Raw genomic sequence first — 18,642 nt, forward strand, 5'->3', positions numbered from 1 at the left:
GGGCCCCGGCGACCCACCCCCCCCCGGGCCCCTCTCCGTTCTTCGCCTAGAGCGCGCCGAAGCCCACCTTGCGCGGGGCGGGCTCGCCCAGCTCGACGTAGGCCAGACGGTCGGCCGGAACCAGGACCTTGCGGCCGTGCTGGTCCACGAGGCTGAGCAGCTGCGACTTTCCGGCCAGGGCCTCGGCCACCACGCGCTCGACCTCCTCGGGAGTCTGACCGCTCTCCAGAACGATCTCGCGAGGCGCGTGCAGCACGCCGATCTTGACCTCCACGGCTTTGTCCCTCCGACGGTCACGAGGTGCGCGGGCGTCCGCGCCGTACGCTGCACACATTAGCCCGGTGAGGGGACGTACAAGGTCCGGCCGTCCACGCCAGGAGCGAACAGCGGGCGGGAACAAACGGCCGGGTGCCCCCGCGGTCAGTGCTGATCGGTTCCGTGCAGCGGGAAACCGGCGATGCCCCGCCAGGCCAGCGAGGCCAGCAGCTGCACCGCCTGGTCGCGTGGGACGCTGCGGTCGCTGTGCAGCCAGGAGCGGGCCACGACCTGTGCGAGGCCGCCCAGGCCGGAGGCGAGCAGCATCGACTCCGCGCGCGAGAGGCCCGTGTCCTCGGCGATGACCTCGCAGATCGCCGCGGCGCACTCGGTGGTGACCTTGTCGACGCGCTCGCGCACCGCCGGCTCGTTCGTCAGGTCCGACTCGAAGACCAGGCGGAAGGCGCCGCCGTCGTCCTCGACGTAGGCGAAGTACGCGTCCATGGTGGCCCGCACGCGCTGCTTGTTGTCGGTCGTCGACGCGAGCGCGCCGCGCACGGCCTGGATGAGCGACTCGCAGTGCTGGTCCAGCAGGGCCAGATAGAGGTCGAGCTTGCCGGGGAAGTGCTGGTAGAGCACCGGCTTGCTCACGCCGGCCCGCTCGGCGATGTCGTCCATCGCGGCCGAGTGATAGCCCTGTGCGACGAAGACTTCCTGGGCAGCGCCCAGCAGCTGGTTCCGTCGGGCACGGCGCGGCAGGCGTGTGCCCCGTGGGCGCGCTGCCTCTGTCTGCTCGATGGCTGTCACGCCGCCTCCCAAAGTCGTCCTCTTGCGGTGAGCGCCGCGCCGCCATCGTACTTTTCGGTAACCGTGGTGTGCGCGGTGCGAGCGCAGAATTTCACGGACTGGACGACGGAAGTAGCGGCAGAGACAGTTTTGAAACGGGATCTTCCGGGCATACTCCGGCCCCGCTTCGGGTCGGCGCCCGTCAGCGGTAGTCGTCCTCGTCGAGCGAGACGACGCGGGCCTGTTCGGCGAGGTCGGCCTCGTTGGCCCGGGCGGGGTCCGCGCCCTCCAGGGAGTCGTCGCGATCCGGCGTGACGTCCGCGTACTGCTCGGCCGCGTCGTTCTCCGGCGCCTCGACGTCGATCTCTCCGAAGTCGTCGTCCTCTTCGAACGTCTCCGGGTCGGTGGGGTCAACGGCCATGGTGGGCTCCCTTCCTACGAAAGTCCCTGCGAGGTGCAGGGGCCACAAGCGGGTGCCCTCGGTACGAGCCTAGGAGACACCCGTTTCGGACGCTATGCGATCGGTGTGCGGAGTGCCCCTGATTCGCGCCGGTATGACATCGAGGGGCAGTCGGCCGGAGATCGGCGTCGAGATGCGGTCGATATATGTTCGACTCGCGCATGTGACGGCGAACACACAAAGTCGTGCGTGATCGTCTCGTAACATTGCCGCATGTCTTCGACCGAGTTGCCCTCAGTGCCGCCCGCCAGCGTGCTGCCGAAGGTGGCCGCCGTGCGGGTCGCGGAGGGCGAGCGGCTGCGGTCGGTCGGGCTGCCCGGCGTCACCCTGGCGGTGCGTTCCAGGCCGCCCACGCGCGAGGGGCTCCAGCCCGCGCTCTACGTACACGGCCTGGGCGGTTCCTCGCAGAACTGGTCCGCGCTGATGGAGCTGCTCGACGGGGTCGTGGCCAGCGAGGCCGTCGATCTCCCGGGCTTCGGCGACTCCCCGCCGCCGGACGACGGCAACTACTCGATCACGGCACACGCGCGTGCCGTGATCCGCTACCTCGAGGCCGCCGGGCGCGGGCCCGTCCACCTCGTCGGCAACTCCCTCGGCGGCGCGGTGTCCACGCGCGTCGCCGCGGTCCGACCCGACCTCGTGCGCACCCTGACCCTGGTCTCGCCCGCACTGCCGGAGCTGCGCGTGCAGCGCACCGCGGTGCCCACGGGCCTGGTCGGGCTGCCCGGGGTGGCCGCGCTCTTCAGCAGGCTGACCCGGGAGTGGACGGCCGAGCAGCGCGTCCGCGGCGTCACGGCGCTCTGCTACGGCGATCCCGGGCGGGTCAGCCCGGAGGCCTTCCAGCACGCGGTGGAGGAACTGGAACGGCGGTTGCAGCTGCCGTACTTCTGGGACGCGATGACGCGCACCACGCGCGGGCTGCTCAGCGCCTACACGCTGGGCGGCCAGCACGGGCTGTGGCGGCAGGCCGAGCGGGTCCTCGCCCCGACGCTCCTCGTCTACGGCGGCCGCGACCAGCTGGTCGGCATCCGCATGGCACAGCGAGCCGCCCGCGCCTTCCCCGACTCCCGCCTGCTCACGCTGCCGAACGCCGGCCACGTGGCGATGATGGAGTACCCCGACACGGTGGCGATGGCGTTCCGGGACCTCGTCGCCGAGACGGCCGCCGCGACCGAGACCGCGGGGGGCTGAGGCCGTCGTGGGACGCCACAGCCGACGTGGTCCTGCGCCCAAGGGCGCCGACAAAGGCACCTCCCAGGGCGCGCCCGAGCGGGCCCAGGGGCCTCCCCGAGGGGCCGCGGGGGGAGAGGTGCGGGGAGATGCGCGGGGTGCCCGCACCCAGGCTCCGCCCCCGGGCCCGGACGGCACTCCGTCGCACGGAGTGCCCCGCTTTCCCGTTCCCGACGGAACGCCCGCCCACGGGTTCCCGCAGGTGCGCGGCGGCCACCCCGAGCAGCGTGAAGCCGGGGGCGGCTGGGGCGAGCTGAGAGGACGTCAGGCAGGGGCCGGGCCGGGTGCCGGACAGCCCGTGATACCGCGTCAGCGTCAGGCGCCTCCGGGCGGCCCGCGCCGGGCTCCCCGTCAGGACTACCTCGACGCCTTCGAGCAGGAGGACGACGTCTTCACGCGCACGCGTGAGCGGGATCGGTACGCCTCCTTCGCCTCGGTGCCCGACTGGGACACCATCTCCGGTGTGACCGCCCCACCCGAAGTCGAAGTGGCCCCCGACGCTCCGCCCACCGGGGAGCCCCTGCCCGCCAAGGGCGCCAAGGGGCGGACGTTCACCGGCATCGCCGCCGCCGCCGTCACCACGGTGCTGGCCGTGGTGGTGGCCGGGCAGGTCACCGGCGGGCGGGACGATGACTCCGTCCAGTCGCAGTCCGCGACCGGTCAGGCCCGTGAAGCCGTGGACGACACCACGCGCGGGGACGACCGGCCGAGCCCGTCGGCGTCCGCGTCCGCCTCCCCCAGCCCTGCCGCGCTGACGTACGCGCAGAAGATGGACGCGAAGTACGCGCTCGGCCCCAAGCTCAAGGGGTCGGGGAAGTTCGAGGCGATCGCCGGCATCGACAAGGCGCCCGGCAAGGGCCAGAAGTTCACCTACCGGGTGGACGTGGAACAGGGTCTCGGGCTCGACGGACAGCTCTTCGCCGAAGCCGTCCAGGTGACGCTCAACGACGACCGCAGCTGGGCCCACAACGGCGCCCGCACCTTCGAGCGGATCCACTCGGGCACGCCCGACTTCGTGATCACGCTCGCCAGCCCCGGCACCACCGCAGAGTGGTGCGCCAAGTCGGGCCTGGACACCACCGTGGACAACGTCTCCTGCGACTCGGCCGCCACCGAGCGCGTGATGATCAACGCCTATAGGTGGGCGCAGGGGTCGGAGACCTTCGGCGACGCGATGTACGCCTACCGGCAGATGCTGATCAACCACGAGGTCGGCCACCGGCTCGGCTACAACCATGTCACCTGCGACAAGGACGGCGAACTCGCGCCGGTCATGCAGCAGCAGACGAAATTCCTCGACCACGACGGAATCCACTGCCTGCCCAACGCCTGGCCGTATCCCGGGAATTGACCCAGGGGGCGGCGCGGGCGCGGGTCCGGGGCGACAGGGGTCACGTTGGCATGTGCAGAAAGTTCGATCACATTTCTGGGCATGTCGCCCCGTCCCACCTCTACGCGCGCCGCCATCGAGCTGGCGCTCATCGGTGTGACCGCACTCTGCGTGGCCGACATTCTCTGTAGCCGACTGACGCTCGCCCCCGACGTTCGCGTCGCCGCCTCTGTTCTCTGCTGTGACCCGGCTCTTCCACGGCCCGGGCACGGTTTCCTGACGACTCGACGACCTGACGCCGGGCAGACGTCTGCCCGTTTTCGTCTCGCCCCTCGTCAATCCGTCTCATCATTCCTGAACAGCAATCCCCAGCAGGACTTCGACCCGGCGCGCCGGGACCGACGTCCAGGCCGCGTCCGAGGAGGAACTGCGGCGGCTGCGCGGCGGAAACGCGGCGATGGTCTTCCAGGACCCGCTGTCCTCCCTCGACCCGTACTACGCGATCGGCGACCAGATCGCGGAGGTGCATCGCGTGCACACGCGTGTGCACGCGTGTGTCGCGCCGTGCGGCACGCGCGCGTGCGGTGCGGGTCCTGGAGCGCGTGGGCATACCGGACGCGGTACGACGGTCCCGGTCGCGGCCCCACGAGTTCAGCGGCGGCATGCGCCGGCGCGCCCTCATCGCCATGGCTCGGGCCTGCGAGCCGGACCTGCTGATCGCCGACGAGCCCACGACCGCGCTGGACGTGACCGTCCAGGCCCAGATCCTCGACCTCCTGCACACCCTGCGCGAGGGGACCGGCATGGGGTTGCTGCTGGTCACGCACGATGTGGGCGTGGCGGCGGAGAGCGTCGACGAGGTGCTGGTCATGCGACACGGCCGCCTCGTCGAACAAGGCCCGGCGCAAGCCGCTCTGGCAGCGCCCGCACAGGCCTACACCAGGGAACTGCTGGGAGCGGTGCCTCGCGTGGACGTACGACGGGCAAGGTCGGCGCACAGGCGTCGCCGAGGGGCCCGGGGAGGTCGTCCCGGAGGCGAGCGGGCTGCGGCGGGAGCCCGCCGTGGCCTGAGGCGCGGCAAGCCATGGACGTCCGCCATGGTCCTACCCCGTCGACGCACGCCATGGACGTCCGCCGTGACGCGTGCTCCGATACCCGTGAAGTAACGTTTCGCAGTCGGATGATCTCTTAGCGCGACGGAACGCGACCCGCACGGGAAAGTTACGACCGTTCACCCCTTTTGGTGGTGCGACGGACAACCGTCCATCGCGCCACCGCCTTGTCCGCATACGTTCGTCCCGCTGCGAGTCGCCGGGTCAACGGCGGCTCCCCAAACGGGAGATCGGGGGTGCGCGTGCGCATCGGACTGCTTACGGAGGGTGGCTATCCGTATGTGAGCGGTGACGCCGGGCTCTGGTGCGACCGGCTCGTGCGCAGGCTCGGGCAGCACGAGTTCGAGGTCTATGCGCTCAGTCGTGCCGAACATCAGGAGGACTCGGGCTGGATCGAGCTTCCGCCGCAGGTCAGCCGAGTGCGTACGGCACCGCTGTGGACGGCGGAGGACGACGGGGTGACCTACGGCCGACGGGCCCGGCGGCGCTTCGCGGAGTTCCACGGCGAGTTGGTGGCCGCATTGTGCGAGGGGGAGCCGCCCGGCGCGGCGGATCCTTCCGGTGCCGGTTCGGCCGCGCAGGCGGACCGTTTCGCCAGCGCGCTGTACGGCCTCGCCGAACTCGCCCGGGACGAGGGCGGGCTGGTGGGAGCGCTCCGCTCGGAAGGCGCCGTGCGCGCCTTGGAACGTGCCTGTCGTGCGCCCGGCGCACTGCGAACGGCGCGCGAGGCGCGCGTACCCGACCTGCTCGCCGTCTCCGCGCACCTCGAACACTCCCTGCGCCCCCTCTCGCTCGACTGGTACGAGGACGAGGGCGGCGACGGCGGCGAGGGCCTCGGCTCGGTCGACCTGTGCCATGCCACGTCCGGCGGCACCGCGGCCCTGCCCGGGCTGCTGGCACGGCACTTCTTCGACGTGCCGCTCCTGGTGACCGAGTACGGCGTACGGCTGCGGACGCACTACCTCAGCTCGGGGAGCGGGACTTCGCCCGCGGGCTCCGGGAGCACGGTGCCCGCCGAGGCGGCGCCCGCCGTCCGCGCCCTGCTCGCCGCCTTCCACGGCCGGCTCGCGACCGAGGTCTACCGGCAGGCGGCGTGCATCACGCCCGGCAACACGCACGCCCGCCGCTGGCAGGAGCGGTGCGGCGCCGACCGCGCGAAACTGCGCACCGTCTACCCGGGCATGGAGGCGTCCCGCTTCGCCGAGGTGGGCGACTCCCCGGACACCGCCGACCCGCACACCCTCGTCTGGGTCGGTCGGGTCGAACCGGCGAAGGACCTGGTGTCCCTGCTGCACGCCTTCGCCGAGGTCCGCAAGGAGGAGCCCCGGACCCGCCTGCGGATAGTGGGCGCGGCGGTCGGCGCGGAGGGCCGCGCCTACCTCGGCCACTGCCGGATGCTCGCCGCACAGCTCTTCCCCGACGAGGCGGACGGACCGCACGCCGTCGGCGACAACCCGGTGTCCTTCGAGGAGATCGGCGGCCCGGAGACGCCCAGCCTCGCCGAGGCGTACGCGGCTGGTGCGGTCGTTGTCCTGTCCAGCGTCGTCGAGGGTTTCCCGGTCGGTCTGGTCGAGGCGATGTTCTGCGGCCGCGCGACCGTGTCGACCGACGTCGGCGCGGTGGTCGAGGTCATCGGAGGCACGGGACTGGTCGTCCCGCCGCGCAATCCGCGCGCGCTCGCTGAGGCGTGCGTGGCGCTGCTGCGCGACCCCGAGCGCCGTGCGCGCCTGGGCGCTGCCGCCCGCGCACGCGCCCTCGAACTGTTCACGGTCGAGCAGAACGTCGCGGCGTTCCACGACATCTACCTGGAGCTCGTCTCCCAGGCTCCGGTGAGCCGGTTCGTCTTCGACGACGGCGGCGATCCCCGGCCGTTCGCCGTCCCGGCCGAGGCGCGTCTGCCGGGCCTGTGGACCGCTCCGGCCGCTCCGGGCGCGCGTGTCGGCGCCCGGAGCGGCCCGGGCTGGGCGGCGGGGCCGCCGGTACGGGGCACTTCGGCGGTCTCTGCGACGGAGGGAGCACGATGAGCGGGCTCGACGAACTGGACCGGTCGGGAGTGGATCGGTCGAGACTCGACCAGTCGAGACTCGACCGGTCGGGAGTGGATCGGTCGGGGACATCGGGCGGGGCCGGCCCGCGGCGCGGTGCGGCGGACCCGGTGAAGGCGCTGATGCATCGGCACCGCGAGCTGTGCGAGCGCGCCGTGGACCCGCTGGAGATCGCGGCGGGTCTGGAGGCCCACGGAGTCACCGACCGCACCGCCGCCCGCTTCCGGCACCGGGACGTCTTCTCCCTGGCCGAGGAGATGTACGCGCGCGTGCCCCGCGACGGCGACGCACCCCCGCTCACCACACCCACCGCGATCCTGCGGCCCCGCCTGGACTGGGCGCTGCTCACTCTCCTCCCTGGCGCTCTGTGCGCCGCGACCGTGACCGGAGTCCGTCTCACCCACGGCCGGACGTGTCTCCTCGTCGCCGCCGCGGGCCTCCTCGCCGTGGCCCTGGCCGTGCACGCGGCGCTGCGCCGGGGCCCGTTGAGCCCGCACCGCGGCGCCCACCCCGGCCTGCACCGGACGGAGGCCTGGACCTGTTGGCTCCTCGGCTATGCGGCCCTCGGCGACAGCCTGCTGCGCGCAGCCGTCGGCGGCGGGCCCGACGGTTTGCCCGACGGGACGGCGAACGGCCCGTGGCCCGTGGCCGCCGCCCCGCTGCTGGCCCTCGCCCTGGCCTGCGCGCCCGCCGCCTGGAGCGCCCACCTCCTCGCCGTGCACGCCCGACGCCGCCTGAACACCAGCCGTGGCCTGGAGGAGTTCGCCGCCTCTGTACAGCCGTTGCTGCTCGGCGCGTTCGCCCTGTTCATGTGTGCGCTCGCCGCGCTGGCCGCCCTCTGCGGCGCGGCCCTGGGTGAGCCCGCCGGCTACGCGCACACCCTCACCCTGGGCGGCCTCCTCTTCCTTGCCCGTCTGCTCACGGTGCACGGCTTCGCCCACGCCCCGGCGGTCGTCCTCGGAGTCGTCGGCGCGGCCGAGGCGCTCGCTCCGGCCACGGTGTTCGCGGGGCGACTGCCCGGCTTCGGCTTCCTGGCCACCCCCGTGGAGAGCCTTGTGGCCGCCTGGGGCCCGGCCGGCGTCCCGTCACTCGTCTGCGGAGCCGCCGCCCTGACCCTGCTGATCCACGCGAGCCGCACGCTGACCCGGGCCTCGGCCCACGCGCCAACGGACCAGCCGTGCTGACCCGAACCGACCTACGTCCGCGCCCCCGCTCCCGCCCCTGTTCCCGTTCCCGTCGGCCGTGCCGGCGTTCGTACGCAGCGCAGCCCCCACCGTGCCCCGACGGCACGCCGCACGCGCTCCTCCACTCAGTCGCAGCCCACCGCAACACCCCTGAAGGAGAGACCAGATGACCACCTCCCGATCCGGAGCGACCGGAGCGACCGGAGCGACCGGAGCCACCGGGGCACCCGCGGCCACAGGAGCCTCCGCGGTTCCGGCGGTCACCCCAGCGCACACCCCGGGAGCCGCACGATGAGGGTCCTGCTGATCGGAGCCAATGGCTACCTCGGTCGATTCGTCGCCGACCGGCTGCTCGCCGACCCGGCCGTCCAGCTCACCGCGCTCGGCCGCGGCGACGACGCCGACGTCCGCTTCGACCTGGCGTCGGGCAGCCCCGGCGCACTCACCCGCTTCCTCGACGCGGTCCACCCCCAGGTCGTCGTCAACTGCGCGGGCACCACCCGCGGCGGCGCCCGCGAGCTGACCCGGCACAACACCGTCGCCGTCGCCACCGTCTGCGAGGCGCTGCGCCGCAGTGGCTGCGGCGCCCGGCTGGTGCAGATCGGCTGCGGCGCCGAGTACGGCCCGAGCCAGCCCGGTTCCTCCACGGCCGAGGACGCCGTGCCCCGCCCCGGCGGCCCGTACGGCGTCAGCAAGCTCGCCGCCACCGAACTCGTCCTCGGCTCCGGTCTGGACGCCGTAGTGCTCCGGGTCTTCTCGCCCGCCGGTCCGGGCACCCCCGCCGGCTCCCCGCTGGGCCGGCTCGCCGAGGCCATGCGCCGCGCCATGCAGTCCGGCGACGGCGAGCTCAAGCTCGGCGGCCTCGGCGTGCAGCGCGACTTCATCGACGTCCGTGACGTGGCCCGCGCCGTGCACGCCGCCTCGCTCTCCGCCGCCCAGGGCGTCATCAACATCGGCTCGGGCCGTGCGGTGCGGCTGCGCGACGCCGCCGCGATCCTCGCGCGCGTGGCGGGATACGGCGGCGCCCTCCACGAGCTCGACGGCCCGCCCGGCGGCCACCTCAGGCCCGCCATCGGCCACCCCCGCCCCGAGCCCGACCACGGCGGCCCGGTCGCGTACCCGTACCCGGACGGCTGCGGCAGCTGGCAGCAGGCCGATGTGCGCACCGCTCGCGACCGGCTCGGCTGGCGGCCCCGGATCAACCTCGAGGAGTCCCTCGCCGACATCTGGATGGAGGCGGCGTGTCGTATCTGACCGGAACCCCGGCGGGCACCGCGAGCGCCGGGACGACCGGCCTCCGCACCGGCCTCGGCGTCCCCGGTCTCGCCCATCCCCTCGTCGCGCCGACCGAGTGGGGCGAACTCGCCCGTCCCGGCAGACCGGTGCACTGGGTCGTCCTCGACGTCGCCGACGGTCCCGGCGTCCGCCCCGATCCGCGCTGCCTGGAACACGCGGGGCGGGTGCGCAACGCGGGCGTGCGCGTCCTCGGCCGCCTCGACACCCTCCATGGCGCCCGGTCCTTCGCCGAGGTGATCTCCGACGCGCAGCGATACCTCGACTGGTACCAGGTCGACGGCTTCCTCCTGGACCGTTGTCCGACCGGGCGCACCGCGCTCCCCGAACTGCGCCGCACCGCCGGCGCGCTCCGCACGCTGGCCGACGCGCCCCACCTCGTCCTCGGCCACGGCGCCCACCCGGACCCCGGCTACGCCGAGCACGCCGACCAGTTGGTCACCTTCTCCGGGCCGTGGAACGACTACCGCTGGTCGCAGGCGGCCGAGTGGACCGCGGAGCATCCGCCCGAGCGCTTCTGCCACTTCGTGCACGGTGTGCCGCGCGGGCACCTCGACGAGGCGCTGCGCATCGCCCGCTGGCAGGGCGCCGCGACGATCTGGTTCACCGACGGAACCTGCGGCACCGACCCCCGCGGCCCGGGCGACCCTTGGGAGACCATGCCCGGCTACTGGGACGAACTCGTCTCGCGGATCGGAACGGGTGTCTCGGAATGAAGAAGGCCATGGCAGTGTTACAGGGAGAACAACTGTAGTGATAGACCGACCAACGGAGTCCCCGTGTCGCTGCCACCCCTGGTCGAGCCAGCCTCTGAGCTCACCGTAGACGAGGTCCGCAGGTACTCCCGCCACCTGATCATCCCGGACGTGGGGATGGACGGGCAGAAGCGGCTGAAGAACGCCAAGGTGCTCTGTGTGGGCGCCGGCGGCCTGGGCTCGCCGGCGCTGATGTACCTGGCCGCGGCGGGCGTGGGCACGCTCGGCATCGTGGAGTTCGACGAGGTCGACGAGTCGAACCTGCAACGGCAGATCATCCACAGCCAGGCCGACATCGGCCGCTCCAAGGCGGCGTCCGCCCGTGACTCCGTCCTCGGCATCAACCCGTACGTCAACGTGGTCCTTCACGAAGAGCGGCTCGAGGCCGAGAACGTGATGGACATCTTCAGCCAGTACGACCTGATCGTCGACGGCACGGACAACTTCGCGACCCGCTACCTGGTCAACGACGCGTGCGTGCTGCTGAACAAGCCGTACGTATGGGGCTCGATCTACCGCTTCGACGGGCAGGCGTCCGTCTTCTGGTCCGAGCACGGTCCCTGCTACCGCTGCCTCTACCCGGAGCCCCCGCCGCCCGGCATGGTGCCCTCCTGCGCCGAGGGCGGCGTCCTGGGCGTGCTGTGCGCGTCCATCGGCTCCATCCAGGTCAACGAGGCCATCAAGCTTCTTGCGGGCATCGGCGAGCCGTTGGTCGGCCGCCTGATGATCTACGACGCCCTGGAGATGCAGTACCGCCAGGTGAAGATCCGCAAGGACCCCGACTGCGCGGTCTGCGGCGAGAACCCGACCGTCACGGAGCTCATCGACTACGAGGCCTTCTGCGGCGTCGTCTCCGAGGAGGCCCAGCAGGCGGCGGCCGGCGCCACGATCACTCCCAAGCAGCTCAAGGAGTGGATCGACGACGGCGAGAACATCGAGATCATCGACGTCCGCGAGCCGAACGAGTACGAGATCGTCTCCATCCCGGGTGCCAAGCTGATCCCGAAGAACGAGTTCCTGCTGGGCACCGCCCTGGAGGGCCTGCCCCAGGACAAGAAGATCGTCTTGCACTGCAAGACCGGTGTCCGCAGTGCGGAAGTCCTCGCCGTGCTGAAGTCCGCGGGCTTCTCGGACGCCGTGCACGTCGGCGGTGGCGTGATCGGCTGGGTCCACCAGATCGAGCCGAGCAAGCCGGTCTACTGACCCGGCCGCTCGCTCCGCCCACCGGGCTGCCCGGTTCGATCGGCGAGGGCTTCGCGTACCACGAGTGCGCGAAGCCCCCGCCGTCGTCATGAGCAGACCGTGCCGTCCTTCGGCACCGTCCCCTTCAGCAGGTAGTCGTCCACCGCCGAGTCGACACAGGAGCTCCCGCTCCCGTAGGCACCGTGCCCCTCGCCCTTCCAGGTCAGCAGTACCCCGACGCCCTTGCCGAGCTCGTCCGCCATCTTCCGCGCGCCCTCGTACGGTGTCGCCGGGTCCCCGGTGTTGCCGACCAGCAGGATCGGCGCCGCGCCCGCCGCGCTCGCCTCCGGGGTGTCGTACTGCCCGGCCACCGGCCAGTCGTGGCACCAGCCGGCTGTGTCCCAGCCCAGGAAGTCCCCGAACACCGGCGAGATCTTTTCGAACTCCGGCAGCAGCTTCTTCGTCGCCTCCGCGGTCGGCCGCTGCTTGTCGTCCAAGCACGATATGACCCGTTGGGAGTGGGTCGTCGTGCCGTAGTGCCCCGAGGCGTCCCGCTCGTTGTAGCCGTCGGCGAGCGTCAGCAGCTCGGAGCCGTCCCCGTTCTCCGCCGCTTCCAGGGCGCTGGTCAGGCTCGGCCAGCTCGCCTTGCTGTACAGCGGCAGGACGATGCCGGTGACCGCGAGCGACTGCGTCAGCTTCCGTCCGTCCGACGTGGACAGCGGCTTAGCGTCGAGCCCGTCCAGCATGGCCGCGATCTTCGCGCTGCCCGCCTCGGGATCCTCGCCCGTCGACTTGAGGTAGTCGTCGAGCGCCCGCTGGAAGCCGCGTGCCTGGTTCTGTGCGTGGCCCACCGAGTCGGCGCTCGGGTCGACGACCGCGTCCAGGATCAGCCGCCCCACGTTCTTCGGGAACAAGTGGGCGTACACACCGCCCAGTTCGGTGCCGTACGAGATACCGAAGTAGTGCATCTTCGGGTCGCCGAGGACCTGGCGCATCAGGTCCATGTCGCGGGCGGTGTCGGTCGTCGACACATGCGCCAACAGCTTGCCCGCGGCCTTCTCGCAGCCCTTGCCGAAGTCGGTGGCGTCCTGGAGGTACGCCTGCTCCTCCGTCGCGGTGTCCGGGGTGGAGTCGAGGGACTCGGCCGCCTGGATCTCCTTGTCGCTGCGGCAGCGGATGCCCTCGCTGGCGCCGACCCCGCGCGGATCCCAGCTCACCAGGTCGTAGCGCTTGCGCAGCGAGGAGAACGTCGAGCCGTACGCGGGCAGCGTCGACACGCCCGAGCCGCCGGGGCCGCCGAAGTTGAACAGCAGCGAGCCGGCCCGCTCGCTCTTGTCGGCGCTGGACTCGGTGCGCACCAGGGCGAGACCGATCGTGTCGCCGTCCGGCTTCGACCAGTCCAGCGGCACCTTCAGCGTCGCGCACTGCCAGTCGCCGCCCGGCGCCGCGGAGTCCGAAGTGCCCTTGCAGCGCCCCCAGTCGAGCTTCTGCCCGGTCAGCGAGGCGGGCAGGGCGGTCGTCGTGGCCGTCGGGGCCGCCGCGCCGGAGGAGTCGGCCGAGGCGCCCTTGCCGTCCCCGCCGCCGTCCGACCCGCCGCCGCTACAGCCCGTCGCCAGCAGGGCGGCGGCGGCCCCCAGCGCCGTCCACCGTACGAATCGCACCATGCGCACTTCCCCCCTCGCAGGCCGTCCGCACTCGGCGGCGAACGGCTGTCAGGCCATATTAGGCGGCTGGCGACTCACCTGTCGGGGCCTGTGGATAACCTTTTGACCTGCGAGTTTTCCGGAAATTCGGGGTGGGCGTCAGGAGCAGACGGTCCCGGCGGCGGGCACCTTGCCGCTCAGCAGGTAGCCGTCCACCGCGGTCTGCACGCACTTGCTTCCGCTGCCGTACGCACCGTGCCCCTGCCCCCGGTACGTCAGCTCGACCCCGACCCCGCGGCCCAGCGCGGCCACCATCTTCCGCGCCCCCTCGTACGGGGTGGCCGGGTCGCCGGTGTTGCCCACGACCAGGATCGGCGCCGACCCGGGCGCGCTCACGTCCGGATGGTCGGCGGCGCCCGGCACGGCCCAGTCGGTGCAGCCGACCATGCCCCAGGCCAGGAAGTCCCCGAACACCCCGGACGCGGCCCGGAAGTCGGGCAGCTTCTCCTCCACATAGGCGGGGGAGTGGCGCGCCTTGTCGTCGGAGCAGTTGATGGAGGCGTTGGCGGCCGCGATGTTGCTGTACTCGCCGTTCTCGCTGCGGCCGTTCATCAGGTCGGACAGCAGCATCAGAATCCTGCCGTCCCCGGCGTAGGCCTGCTCCAGGCCCTCGGTGAGGAACTGCCAGAAGTCCTTCGAGTACAGGGCCTGCGCGATGCCGTTGGTCGCGGCGCTCTGGGTCAGTCGGCGCGGGAAGATGCCCGGGAGCGGCTTGCCGTCGAGATCAGCGAGGAGCCGGGCGATCCGGTTCTTCACGTCCTGTGCGGTGTCTCCGACGGGGCAGTCCTCCATCTTGGACGTGCAGTCCTCGGCGAAGTTGTCGAGCGCGCGCTGGAAGCCCCTGGCCTGCCCGAGCGAGCCCTGCTCGGACGTCTGCGTCGGGTCGACGACCGCGTCGAAGACGGCCCGTCCCACGTTCTTCGGGAACAGGTGGGCGTACACGCCGCCCAGTTCGGTGCCGTAAGAAATGCCGAAGTAGTACAGCCTGTCGTCGCCGAGGACTTGGCGCATCAGGTCCATGTCGCGGGCCGCGTCGGTGGTGCGCACGTGCGGCAGCACCTTCCTGGAGTTCTTCTCGCAGGCCGCGTTGAACTCCTTGGTGTTGTCCAGCAGGGCGGTGCGCTCGCCGGCGTCGTCGGGCGTGGCGTCCTGCTGGAAGTACGCGTCGAGCTGCTGGTCGTTCTCGCACCGCACGCCGGCGCTGCGGCCGACTCCGCGCGGGTCGAAGCTCACCAGGTCGTAGCGGGTGCGCAGCGCCGCGTACTCGTCGCCGAAGGCGGGCAGGGTGGAGACGCCCGAGCCGCCGGGGCCGCCGAAGTTGAAGACCAGTGAGCCGATCCGGCTGCTCTCGTCGCCGCTCGTCCGGGCCCGGATCAGCGCGATGTCGATCGTGTCGCCCTCGGGGTCGTCCCAGTCGAGGGGCGCCTTCATCGTGGCGCACTGCCACTGGTCGCCGTTCGGCAGCGGGGACGGGGCGCTGCCGCCGCCCTCCGCCTGGGACGGGGCCGGGCAGTCCTTCCAGCTCAGCTGCTGCGCCGTCAGATCCTCGGCCTGCGCGTCTTTTCCGCAGCCCGTCACCAGGGAGGACAGCAGCAGGGCGGTGACGGTCACGGCGGCGGCGCGCAGGCGAGAGGGGTTCGGCATGATCCCATCCTGCGGTCGCGTGCGGGCACGCGCGCGGGGCGCGGGCCGTACGAGGTACGGGCGCGCACTTCTCCTACAGGGTGCCCTTGCGGGTCAGGTGGTTGAAGGCCAGCCAGCCCGGCAGCACCGGCAGCCACAACGTCAGCAGACGGAAGAGCAGCACCGCGGGGGCGGCGACCTCCTTGGGCAGGCCCACCGCGATCAGACCGACCGTCAGGGTCGCCTCGACGGCCCCGACTCCGCCCGGGGTCGGGGCGGCGGAGCCGAGCGCGTTGCCGGCCAGGAAGACCACGGCGACGCTGGCGATGCTCAGCGAGGTCGTCTCGTCGCCGAAGGCGCGGATGGAGGCGTCCAGGCACATCACGAAGCAGGCGGTGAGCAGGAGCATGCCGCCGATGCCGGTGACCAGTTTCTGCGGCCGCTGGAGCACGTCCAGCATGCGCGGCACGACGCCGGCGAACAGCGACCGCACGCGCGTGACGACGAATTTGCGCAGGAACGGCACCGAGGTCACCACGAGCACGAGCACGGCCACCGTGAGCAGACCGGCGATGACCGTGCGGGACGGCGACAGCGACGGTGTCTTCTCGGTGCCGGTCAGATAGCCGAACGACAGCAGCATCAGGATGTGGCAGCCGAGCCCGAACAACTGCGAGGCGCCGACGCTGGCCACCGCGAGACCGGGCCGCACCCCCGCCCGCTGGAGGAAGCGCGTGTTGAGGGCGACCCCGCCGACCGCGGGCGGCGCCACGATCTTCACGAAGGACCCGGCGACCTGTGCGGCCACGGTCCGCGGGAACGGCACCCGCTCCGGCACGAACCCCAGCAGGCTCATCGCCGCGGCGACGTAGCTCAACGCCGAGAACACGACGGCCGCGGCGACCCAGCCCCACTCGGCGTTGGCGACGAGCGGACCGAACTCGATGTGGGTGAGCTGCGTCAGCAGGAAGTACGCGCCGATGGCGCCGGCGATGAAGCTCATCAGGGTGCGCGGCCGCACCCGCTCCAGCCGGGCGGGCTCGACCGGCGCCTGGGGCCGGATCAGCAGCACCTGGTGCCGGATCTGGGTCAGCAGATCCTCCTCGCGTGCCTCCTCCAGCGCGTCGTCGATGGCCCGCTTCTCGGCCCGTGCCTCCGCGCGCACGGTCCTCTTGTCGGGCTTCTCGAGGGCGACGGCCTCGGTGTCGTCCCCGGTCGACTCCAGCCGGGCCTGCTTGGCCTGCTTGGAGGCTTCCAGGACCGCCTCGCGTTCCCGCTGGGCACGCTCGCGTGCCAGTCGGCGCAGTGTCGCGCGCGTGGAGCGGGTCAGCGCGATGGGCTGGAGCATCGGCAGACAGTCCGCGACCGCGTCCGGCCCGAGCACGTCCACCGCGGAGGCCACCGCGCGTTCGGCGCCCACCAGCAGGCCGAGTGTCGTCACCAGTTGGGCGACGTCCATGCGCAGCAGCAGGTCGCCGGCCGCGATCTCGCCGCCGCGCAGGTCGGTGAGGATCACCGTGCCGGAACGATCCACCAGAATGGCGTCACCCGCGAGCCGGCGGTGCGCGATACGCCGCGACTGCAGGGACTGCACCTGGTGCCATGTGTTGCGCAGCAACTCGTCGGTGATCTCGTCGTCCGGCAGCGAGTCGAGGGTGCGGCCACCGGTGTGCTCGTAGACGAGCATCACCGCGTCGGGACCGAGTTCGGAGGTCGCGATCAGCTTGGGCGCGTTGGCGCCGGCCGCGATGGCCGCGTAGGCGAGCAGCGCTTCTTGCTCCAGCGCCTGGCGCAGTGATTGCAGGCTGCTGCGGGTGGCGAAGCCGCGCAGGGTCAGATTGCGCCACGCGCGGTAGAAGAACCCCTGGGCCTGCTGTTCCCGGTCGACGACCGTGACGTCCAGCGGCGGACCGTCCTCCAGGGTGACGAAGTAGCGTCTTCCCCGGTCGCTCTCCGCCGCGTCCGCTCCCTCCTCGCGGGCCGCGCTCACCGGGCGGAACCCGACGTGCCGCAGGCCCGCCATCAGCGTCCGTCCCGTGGGACGCACGTTCGGCGAGCCGACCGCGTAGAGCGTGCCGTACGCCACCGTCCAGCCGATCAGGACGGTGAGGATGATCGAGAACGGCGTCGTGTAGCCGGTGACGAGCATCGAGAAGGCGTCCAGGAGCAGCACGATCCACAGCACCGAGCGCCAGCGCGGCCGACGGGACATGCCGACGGCCGTCATGTACGCGATGACGGGCGCGAGATAGCCGTGCACCGGATCGGTGAGGGCGTGGATGTCACCGGGGGAGGGCTGGGTGAGCGCCTCCTGGATCGAGCCCGGCGCGGCCTTGGCGACCCACAGGTCGGTGGCGAGGGTCACACCGTGCGCGAGGACCGCCGCGAGCACGCCGTCGGCGATCCGCAGCCCGTCCCGCTTGATCAGCCGCTCGATGGCGAAGGCGACCGGCACCAGCAGGATCGCGATGCTGGACGCCAGCCCCGCGATCTTGATGAGGAGATCGGGGGCCTGTCCGGTGCCCTTGTTGATGTCCTGTTCGAGGCCCGAGGTCGTCCCGTGTGCGAAGGCGGCGATGCCCAGGAGCAGGACGACGGCGAGTACCCCGATCAGCAGCCGCATCAGGTCCGAAGGGCGGTGCACGCGCGCGGGGAGCAGCGGTTCGTCGCCCTCGACCTCGTCGATGCGCGCCTGTTCCTGTGCCTCGTCGGCGGCGTCAGGGCGCGACGCGGCATCAGAGGTGCCTTCCGCGTCCTCAGGATGCACGCCCTGCTGCTTCATCGTCTCTTCTTGATCTCGTATCACCGGTCACCGCCCGCACGATGGTGGCATGCCCCGCTGACACACGGGGGCATCAGGGTGCAAATGCGGGGGCGCACAGTCTGCCTGAAGCACCGCCCGGGAGCGAGGGTCACACAGGGTCGCGGACCCGTCGCATTGTCGGTGCGTTGGGGCAGGATGGGGCGGATGAGCGAGCAGAGCCCTCCGGACGACGCCCGACCGGAGTACGAAGAGGCCCGCCCGGAGTACACCGAGGCGCTGCCGGAGTACGCCGAGCGCGTCCTCGAGGTCGCGGAGCTGATCCCGCCCGGGCGTGTCATGACGTACGGGGACGTCGCGGAGTGGTTGGAGGAGGGCGGGCCCCGGCAGGTCGGCCGGGTGATGGCCCTCTACGGGGGCGCCGTCCCGTGGTGGCGTGTCGTGCGCGCGGACGGGGTGCTGCTCCCGGGCCACGAGCTGCGGGCGCTCGACCACTACCGCGCGGAGGGCACGCCGCTGAGGCAGGCGAGCAGATCCGCCGAGGGCCATGTGCCCCGCGTCGACATGAGGCGGGCGAGGTGGGACGGCGGCGGGCGCGCGGAAAGTCACACCTGAGGTCACATCTGACAGCTTTCGCCATCGGGCGGGATCGTGGGGATCTTGTTCCCCGTTCGGGGGAACGGGTGCGAACGGGGCACGTCGGTGGCATGGCGTACGTTCGAGGGGCGAGGGACGTGCGTGGCATACGGGCCGGGAGAGCTGTGAGGACCTTGAGGGCTTCGAGGGCTTCGAGGGCTTCGAGTGCACTGAGCGCATCAAGGGTCTCAAGGGTGCCGAGGGTCTCGAGGGGCTCGAGGGCGTCGAGGGAAGAACCGGAAGGCATCCTTCCGGACCGCCCGTCGGCGTAGCGTCGGCCGCACGCG

The 18,642-nt window shown here is 72.0% G+C and carries 14 protein-coding genes and 2 pseudogenes; 10 read left to right on the top strand and 6 right to left on the bottom strand.

Annotated elements, in window-relative coordinates; genetic code table 11:
- Positions 1-46 precede the first annotated feature (46 nt).
- The 3 genes from AB0J04_RS04805 to AB0J04_RS04815 all read right to left on the bottom strand — a co-directional run bounded on the left by AB0J04_RS04805 (position 47) and on the right by AB0J04_RS04815 (position 1,462).
- On the bottom strand, positions 47-274 hold the full coding sequence (locus AB0J04_RS04805) for a DUF3107 domain-containing protein (protein WP_020130831.1): 228 nt from the start codon (positions 272-274) through the stop codon (positions 47-49).
- Between the two features lie 146 nt (positions 275-420).
- Entirely contained in the window at positions 421-1,062 is a 642-nt protein-coding gene (locus AB0J04_RS04810) for a TetR/AcrR family transcriptional regulator (RefSeq protein ID WP_363166937.1), read from the bottom strand.
- A gap of 181 nt (positions 1,063-1,243) precedes the next feature.
- Complete coding sequence (locus tag AB0J04_RS04815) at positions 1,244-1,462, bottom strand: hypothetical protein (protein ID WP_363166938.1); 219 nt, start codon at positions 1,460-1,462, stop codon at positions 1,244-1,246.
- Between the two features lie 252 nt (positions 1,463-1,714).
- Between AB0J04_RS04815 and AB0J04_RS04820 the strand changes: the two genes are divergently transcribed.
- The 9 genes and pseudogenes from AB0J04_RS04820 (at position 1,715) to moeZ (ending at position 11,653) form a co-directional block, all read left to right on the top strand.
- Positions 1,715-2,692, top strand: coding sequence for an alpha/beta hydrolase (locus AB0J04_RS04820; RefSeq protein ID WP_363166939.1), 978 nt, complete (start codon positions 1,715-1,717; stop codon positions 2,690-2,692).
- 118 nt (positions 2,693-2,810) lie between these two features.
- Positions 2,811-4,082 (top strand): DUF3152 domain-containing protein, encoded by a 1,272-nt coding sequence (locus tag AB0J04_RS04825; RefSeq protein ID WP_363166940.1) that lies wholly within the window; start codon positions 2,811-2,813, stop codon positions 4,080-4,082.
- Positions 4,083-4,163: 81 nt separating this feature from the next.
- A pseudogene (locus AB0J04_RS04830) lies at positions 4,164-4,250 on the top strand (Ms4533A family Cys-rich leader peptide); the annotation flags it as partial.
- A 202-nt stretch (positions 4,251-4,452) separates the two neighbouring features.
- Positions 4,453-5,044 (top strand): annotated as a pseudogene (locus AB0J04_RS04835) (ABC transporter ATP-binding protein); the annotation flags it as partial.
- Positions 5,045-5,415: 371 nt separating this feature from the next.
- Positions 5,416-7,197, top strand: coding sequence for a DUF3492 domain-containing protein (locus tag AB0J04_RS04840; RefSeq protein ID WP_363167020.1), 1,782 nt, complete (start codon positions 5,416-5,418; stop codon positions 7,195-7,197).
- A complete protein-coding gene (locus AB0J04_RS04845) occupies positions 7,194-8,402 on the top strand; it encodes a hypothetical protein (RefSeq protein ID WP_363166941.1) in 1,209 nt (402 codons plus the stop codon). The genes AB0J04_RS04840 and AB0J04_RS04845 overlap by 4 nt, the downstream gene beginning before the upstream one ends.
- 291 nt (positions 8,403-8,693) lie before the next feature.
- On the top strand, positions 8,694-9,656 hold the full coding sequence (locus AB0J04_RS04850) for an NAD-dependent epimerase/dehydratase family protein (RefSeq protein ID WP_363166942.1): 963 nt from the start codon (positions 8,694-8,696) through the stop codon (positions 9,654-9,656).
- Positions 9,644-10,411 carry a spherulation-specific family 4 protein gene (locus AB0J04_RS04855; protein ID WP_363166943.1) on the top strand — a complete coding sequence of 256 codons (768 nt, stop codon included), beginning with the start codon at positions 9,644-9,646 and terminating at the stop codon, positions 10,409-10,411. Before AB0J04_RS04850 ends, AB0J04_RS04855 begins: the two co-directional genes overlap by 13 nt.
- 63 nt (positions 10,412-10,474) lie before the next feature.
- Positions 10,475-11,653: an adenylyltransferase/sulfurtransferase MoeZ gene (gene moeZ / locus AB0J04_RS04860; RefSeq protein WP_351903065.1), complete on the top strand. Its 1,179-nt coding sequence runs from the start codon at positions 10,475-10,477 to the stop codon at positions 11,651-11,653.
- Between the two features lie 86 nt (positions 11,654-11,739).
- Here moeZ and AB0J04_RS04865 read toward each other — a convergent pair whose 3' ends face one another.
- The 3 genes from AB0J04_RS04865 to AB0J04_RS04875 all read right to left on the bottom strand — a co-directional run bounded on the left by AB0J04_RS04865 (position 11,740) and on the right by AB0J04_RS04875 (position 17,740).
- A complete protein-coding gene (locus AB0J04_RS04865; protein WP_363166944.1) occupies positions 11,740-13,296 on the bottom strand; it encodes an alpha/beta hydrolase in 1,557 nt (518 codons plus the stop codon).
- A gap of 138 nt (positions 13,297-13,434) precedes the next feature.
- Complete coding sequence (locus AB0J04_RS04870; protein ID WP_363166945.1) at positions 13,435-14,979, bottom strand: alpha/beta fold hydrolase; 1,545 nt, start codon at positions 14,977-14,979, stop codon at positions 13,435-13,437.
- A gap of 73 nt (positions 14,980-15,052) precedes the next feature.
- Positions 15,053-17,740, bottom strand: coding sequence for a lysylphosphatidylglycerol synthase domain-containing protein (locus tag AB0J04_RS04875; protein ID WP_363166946.1), 2,688 nt, complete (start codon positions 17,738-17,740; stop codon positions 15,053-15,055).
- A 186-nt stretch (positions 17,741-17,926) separates the two neighbouring features.
- On the opposite strand from AB0J04_RS04875, the gene AB0J04_RS04880 reads away from it, so the two are divergent.
- Positions 17,927-18,334 (top strand): MGMT family protein, encoded by a 408-nt coding sequence (locus AB0J04_RS04880; protein WP_363166947.1) that lies wholly within the window; start codon positions 17,927-17,929, stop codon positions 18,332-18,334.
- Positions 18,335-18,642 lie beyond the last annotated feature (308 nt).

The sequence above is a fragment of the Streptomyces sp. NPDC050263 genome (assembly GCF_040655955.1).
GTDB lineage: Bacteria > Actinomycetota > Actinomycetes > Streptomycetales > Streptomycetaceae > Streptomyces.